The 5,696-nt window shown below is 57.7% G+C and carries 5 protein-coding genes and 1 tRNA gene; 1 reads left to right on the top strand and 5 read right to left on the bottom strand.

Annotation, left to right across the window (positions count from 1 at the left end):
• Positions 1-96 precede the first annotated feature (96 nt).
• On the bottom strand, positions 97-1,536 hold the full coding sequence (zds, locus tag ACVWZU_RS14230; protein ID WP_457445559.1) for a 9,9'-di-cis-zeta-carotene desaturase: 1,440 nt from the start codon (positions 1,534-1,536) through the stop codon (positions 97-99).
• Positions 1,537-1,688: 152 nt separating this feature from the next.
• Here zds and ACVWZU_RS14225 point away from each other — a divergent pair.
• Positions 1,689-1,760 (top strand) — tRNA-Gly (locus ACVWZU_RS14225).
• A 106-nt stretch (positions 1,761-1,866) separates the two neighbouring features.
• On the opposite strand, the gene ACVWZU_RS14220 is transcribed toward ACVWZU_RS14225, so the two are convergent.
• The 4 genes from ACVWZU_RS14220 to ACVWZU_RS14205 all read right to left on the bottom strand — a co-directional run bounded on the left by ACVWZU_RS14220 (position 1,867) and on the right by ACVWZU_RS14205 (position 5,233).
• On the bottom strand, positions 1,867-2,694 hold the full coding sequence (locus ACVWZU_RS14220) for a M15 family metallopeptidase (protein ID WP_457445552.1): 828 nt from the start codon (positions 2,692-2,694) through the stop codon (positions 1,867-1,869).
• Positions 2,695-2,742: 48 nt separating this feature from the next.
• The gene (locus ACVWZU_RS14215) at positions 2,743-3,180 is read right to left on the bottom strand and encodes a peroxiredoxin (protein ID WP_457445550.1); all 438 of its coding nucleotides are present in this window, start codon (positions 3,178-3,180) and stop codon (positions 2,743-2,745) included.
• A gap of 70 nt (positions 3,181-3,250) precedes the next feature.
• A complete protein-coding gene (locus ACVWZU_RS14210; protein WP_011432688.1) occupies positions 3,251-3,868 on the bottom strand; it encodes an HD domain-containing protein in 618 nt (205 codons plus the stop codon).
• 228 nt (positions 3,869-4,096) lie between these two features.
• Positions 4,097-5,233 carry a LabA-like NYN domain-containing protein gene (locus ACVWZU_RS14205; protein ID WP_457445548.1) on the bottom strand — a complete coding sequence of 379 codons (1,137 nt, stop codon included), beginning with the start codon at positions 5,231-5,233 and terminating at the stop codon, positions 4,097-4,099.
• Positions 5,234-5,696 lie beyond the last annotated feature (463 nt).

Below are 5,696 nucleotides of genomic sequence, written 5' to 3'. Positions count from 1 at the left end.
TAAACAGAAAGATCAACTGGTAGTAATCCGTACTGAACATATTATACATTATTTTCAGTATAGTTGAGCTTATTATTGACTAGAGTCATGCTCCTATCAGGGATCCCTGTGGGCAGCCAGAATGGCCTGAGCAGCCAGGTGGCCGGAGAGGGTGGCCCCTTCCATGCTGTCGATGTAGTCTTGGGCGGTGTAGCTGCCGGCAAAAAAGAAGTTGGGTACTGGGGTCTTTTGCTGTGGGCGATAGGGATCCATGCCCGGCGCTTCTCGATAGAGGGAGTGGGCCAGTTTCACCACGCTGTACCAGGTCATGTTCAGCTGCCGGGATGAGGGAAACAGCTCGTGGACTTGGTGCAACACGTGCTGGGCAATTTGCTCGTTGGGCATGGCTATGAAGGGATCCCCCGGCGTGAGCACGCATTGTAATAGAGATCCCTGGCCCGGCTTGTAGTAGTCGGCGGGGCTGGTGAGGGCCAGATCGGCAAAACAGGAAAAATCGGCATCGGCGGTGTAGAGGAGATTGTCGATACCCAGAGCCTCTGGGTGTTGGCTGGCTCGTTTGGCCTGGCCTTGGGGGTTCAGCTCCGTCACCCAGCCATCGAAGCGCAATTGCACCGTGGCCACCGGTACGGATTCCAGCTTGTAGAGGTTGTCGAATTGTGGCCACTGCCGCCACACTTCCGGGATCAGCCGCTTGGCCCCTTCCACCGCCGCTGCGCACACGTACACATCTGCCTCTACCCGCTCTCCATTAGCCAAGAGCAAGCCGGTCACGGGGTAGGGAGAGGAGTCGCTCACTTCAATGCGGCTGACCCCTCTGCGGGTGTGGATCTGGCCCCCGCGGGCTTGGATGTAGCGGACGATAGGCTGAGTGAGATAGGTGTCCGGGGATCCCTTGAGGAAATTGAGCTTGGAGGCCTCTGTTTTGCTGGCAAACATCTGAAAGATCGTCAGCATGCAGCGGGCAGAAATCTGCTCTGTATCGATAAAGCCCAAGGCATAGGCAATCGGGTTCCACATCCGCTTCAGGCTACCCTCGGATCCCCCATGCCGCCGAAACCAATCGGCAAAGCTCATCCGATCCAAGGCGCGAATTTGCCGCATTGCCCCTTCATAGTCCAGCAAGCCGCGAATCAAGGGGCTGGTGCCCAGCGCCAAGGCGTTGCGCAGCTTGTCCGCCCAAGAGAGCTGCTCGGTGGTGAAAAAAGCTTTGAGGCCGTTGAAAGGCGCCCCCAGGGGAAAGCGAAAATCCAGACTGGCCGTTTGCCCACCTCGGTTGACAAAGATGTGGGTGTGCTGCTTGGGCAGCAGGTTCTCGTAGGCCCCCACCTTTTTCATCAGGGCAAACAAATTGCTGTAGTTGCAGAAAAAAACGTGCAGCCCCATCTCGATGTGGTTGCCATCGGCATCCTGCCAGGATCCCACCTTGCCGCCGACAAAAGGCCGCGCCTCGTAGAGCTGCACCTCGTGTCCTGCCTCGACCAAATCGACTGCCGTCACCAACCCAGCCAATCCGGCCCCAATAATGGCTACCCGCATAGCAATACCCTCAAACAGGCGCTGCCCGGGATCCCGCCCAGACTTTGCGCAACTGCAAAGAAAGATGAACTTCTCTCATTCTGGAACAAAATGCGCCAGGGATCCCTGACTTGACAAACCACCGCAAAACTTGCCATCATAAATTTCCCGACGCGGATGTAGCTCAGTGGTAGAGCTTCTCGTTGCCAACGAGACGGTCGCGCGTTCGAATCGCGTCATCCGCTTGCTTAGGCTTGTGAACCCATTCAAGAGGGGAATGAGATCCCTGCAAGGGAGAGGGCCGTGACGGTAGTCCCAAGGAGCTCCCCCTTTCCTCTCTCCCCAAAGGAGTCAGCCCTCACTCCCAGCTCTTCTCCCTCTGGAAGACGGGAGAGTAGGGGTCTCGGTTTGATTGGGCTGATTTGGGAATGGTTTGATTTGGGGAGCGTAGAAGGTCTCCAGGCTGTCACGGTCGCCCACAAAGCGCCAGTGCCAGGGTTCGTAATTCACCCCCTGAGGGTTGTCTCTGGGGAAAGACAGCTCAAAGCCAAAGCGGGCCGCGTTGCTCTGCAGCCACTGGAAGGCCGGGGTGGTCTCAAAGGCTTCTTGAGTATCCCACTGCGGAAACCCGGCATCCCCAAGGTCGATGGCATAGCCAGTGTGGTGCTCGCTATAGCCAGGGGGAGCACTGACAGCAGCTCGTTCCTCGGGTCGCAAGGCTCGGGATTGAGCCAATTGAAAAAACAAGAATTCCTGATCCGCAATGGAGCGAAACCCGGAAATAGGGACAAGGCGGATCCCGGCAGCTTGAGCTGCTTCGCTCATGCGAAGGTAACTTTCGGCAGCCGCCTGGCGCAGGCGCACCTCTCGACCACGGTAGCTGCCCACCACCCGCAAGCTGTCTGCAGGGGCTTCGGAATAGGCATAGTGCCCCAACAGAGAAGGTCGCCCATTCTGCACAGTTGGCTGCGGCAGAGAGGGCTGACCGGCTTCCTCCAGAACTTGGGGATCCGCCGCCTGCTGGGATCCCGGTAACTTCTCTATCCCCCAACCCGCCAGGAGCACTAGCCCAACCAGCACCAGGCCCAAGACTAGACGGGACCTCAGGGCAGGCACCGAACTTTGCGCTTTTTTCGCCGGAGTGGACTGGCGACGGGCGACCGGAATGTCGTCGTTCATGCGCAAAGGCCGGGATCTAGCGAGGAGTACTGAAAAGAGGCAGCGTTTCTACAAACCCAAATCCGCCAAAATATCGCGGGCATGGGTTTCGGTATTGATGTTCTGGTAGACCTTGACAATTTTGCCCTCGCCATCAATGACGTAGGTCACCCGCTTGGCATAGCCGCCCCCGTCCACATCGTAGGCGCGGGTGATCACCCCACTGCTATCCACCAGTAGGGGGAAAGGCAAGTTGTATTTTTCGGTGAACTTCTGGTGAGAGGCTTGGTTGTCCATGCTCACCCCCAGCACCACCACGTCCTTGCTTTGGTAGTCGGCGTAGGCGTCGCGGAATCCACAGGCTTCTTTGGTACAGCCGGGGGTGTCGTCTTTGGGATAAAAGTAGAGGACTACGGTTTTCCCGGCAAAATCAGCCAGAGAGACTTGGTTGCCTTGGGTGTCAGTGGTGTTGAACCCAGGAGCAGGGGTGCCAACAGCGAGAACCATAGGTGCGTGACCCAAAAAGTGTGATGAATAGGGCTGCCCTCAGCATTTTCTTCAGCCCTGCTTGTCTCTGTCAAGGCATTACCGCTCCAGCTTGGCATTGCAGCTCGGCCACCAGCTCTTGAAGCTCCGCCGATAGATTGCCGGGCAGCCGTCGCCTCAGAATCTCTGCCAACGATCGATAATACCACAGGGATCCCTCTTTTCCGGCGGAAAACCGCTGCCAGAGTTCATCCCCCAGTTGGCGAAAATCCCGCAAGATGCAGCGGGCGTTGTGCAGCTTGTCAGAGGCGGCCACCAACAAAACCGAGGCATTTGCCGTTTCCAGGTGCTTCAGGTAGGCGGTTTTGCGCTCTTTCCAGTTTTCTTTGGGCTCGCCTCGGGAGCCATCGCTTTCGGTATCCGTACATCCCAGGATGATCTGCAGCACCCGTTCTCCAAAGTGCTCCCGGATCTGTTGCTCAATCTGGGCCCGGGGCTCGCCTGTGTTGTGGGGGCCGTCCTCTAGGCTGTCGTGGAGCAGAGCGGCAATCGCTTCATCTTCATCCGCCCCATGCTCCAGGGCGATGGCTGCTACGGCCAACAGATGGCTGAGGTAAGGGATCCCGGTTCCCTTGCGGGTTTGAGAAGCATGCCAGCGATGGGCATAGTGCATTGCCTGCACAAACCGCTGTGTGAGTTGCGTTGACATCTGGACTCTCCAATTGGGGTTAAGTTGACTGCTGGGGCAAGGTTGATCCAAGCGAGTCTCAGGCGTTGAGACTGCAAATCAGAAAATGGTTAGAGAAGATGAGCACTTCTGATCACTTTAAATAAACAAGGTTAAGACGCTGTGCCGCCTACCCTCACCCCCAGCCCCTCTCCCTGCCTTGGGAGAGGGGAGTCAGGGATCGATGTAACTGTGCTGAGATGGCAAGGTTTAGCCGGTGGCCGGAGTCTGTTTTGCAGGCAGCGGCACCAGCGTTCCTGTCCCCTGCCAAGCGCACAAATCCACGAACTGGTCGGCTATCCGAATTAACGCCGGGTTCGTGTTCGGCCTGTAGGCGGCTACCTCCAGCCGGCAGCCTTGGCGGCGGATATGCTTGAGGGCCGGCACAAAATCTCCATCCCCACTCAGCAGCAGCACCGTCTCGTAGTGGGAGTGCATCGCCATCAAGTCCACGATCAGCTCCCCATCCAGATTGGCTTTGCGGCTGCCGTCGGCGTGGATCACCACCGGCTTGGTGACCACCCGATAGCCCTGTTTTCTCAACTCCCGCAGGAAACGACGCCGAGCTAGGTTGTGGCGATCTACCCCGCTGTAGACATGCACTTCCATCTCGGATCTGCCCTGGGCCAGCCAGCTGAGCAGACTGGGATAGTCGAGATGGGATCCCCACTGCTGGGCGCTGGCGTGGAGATTGGCCGCGTCGATGAACACCCCCAGGGCTTTGCGGGGAAAAGCAGGGGTCGGCTGGGATGCCACCAGCTGCTGCAGGTGTTGGAGTTGCGCCTGTACAGACTCCAGTTGCTCCAGAGTCACTTGGGGCTGGGATACCGGCAGAGCATTCAACCGCAGCTCCACGGCTTTTAACCGCTGCTGGATTTGCTGGATGGCCTGGGTGATGGGGGCCAGCTGTTGCCGCACGGACAGATGAGACGTGGGCCGAGCTTCGAGGGCGTCGATCCGCCCTTGTAATGTTTCCAGTTGGGCCGCCGTCTGCTGCTGCTGTACCCAGATGGGCTCCAAAACCTTTACTTTCTGCTCGAGCTCTTGAATGGCTTCAGACGGGGAAGCCAAGGTCTGCTGCAGAAGGGACGGTTCAGCAGTGAGCCGAGCGTCCAGCACCTCGAAACGCGCTTGCAGGGTCTCCAGTTGGGTTGCTGTCTGTTGCTGCTGTGTCCAGGTCTGTTCCAGAACTTGGCCAAGCTGTTCTTCGCGGCGGCGGATGGCAGGGTAGGCTGCTGCCAAAGGTAAGAGCCCCCAGATCACTTGGCGGGTCACCAGGGCCGTCACCCCCAGGGCCAGGGATCCCGTCCACAGCCAGGTTAAGGGGAAGGCAGAAGCCCTATTCATACTCATACTCATAGTCAGCTCTCCTCAGTTTGGGTTATCGATCTGCTCGGTTGCCAGGATTTCACCTCACTCACATGGGCCACCTCAGGGATCCCTCTCGAAGATCGAGATGCCCAGAACTCCCAGAGGCATCGAAGAGGAGCAATTCAGCAACTGCAGTATGCCTGCTATTGGAAGGGGAATCTTCCAATCGCTGGACAAACGTATTTCCCTTGTTGAGCAAACGGATCAGATATCGAGTCAGTTATCGAAAGCAGGCTTAAACTTGTTCCTCTTGACCGACAGGCCCCGTGGCCCGCTCAACCTGGATTCAACGTCCAAGCTATTGGCTGACGGTATGGGCCGTAAAACCATTGAACGGAGCAGGGTCAGCTAGAAATCGCAGGAGCCCCGCACTGTACCCGTAGGGTCAGTGTCGGGAGGAATGCGGAAGTTACGATAGAACCATGACCCAAGTCCTGAC

The organism is Thermostichus sp. MS-CIW-26 (assembly GCF_054059115.1).
Note: the sequence above shows the minus strand (reverse complement) of the source record. Positions and strands in the feature narration are given on the sequence as shown.

Bases quoted from the DNA above. Each gene is read 5' to 3' on its own strand.
- zds (WP_457445559.1), bottom strand. From the start codon at position 1,536: ATGCGGGTAGCCATTATTGGGGCCGGATTGGCTGGGTTGGTGACGGCA.
- ACVWZU_RS14220 (WP_457445552.1), bottom strand. From the start codon at position 2,694: ATGAACGACGACATTCCGGTCGCCCGTCGCCAGTCCACTCCGGCGAAA.
- ACVWZU_RS14215 (WP_457445550.1), bottom strand. From the start codon at position 3,180: ATGGTTCTCGCTGTTGGCACCCCTGCTCCTGGGTTCAACACCACTGAC.
- ACVWZU_RS14210 (WP_011432688.1), bottom strand. From the start codon at position 3,868: ATGTCAACGCAACTCACACAGCGGTTTGTGCAGGCAATGCACTATGCC.
- ACVWZU_RS14205 (WP_457445548.1), bottom strand. From the start codon at position 5,233: ATGAATAGGGCTTCTGCCTTCCCCTTAACCTGGCTGTGGACGGGATCC.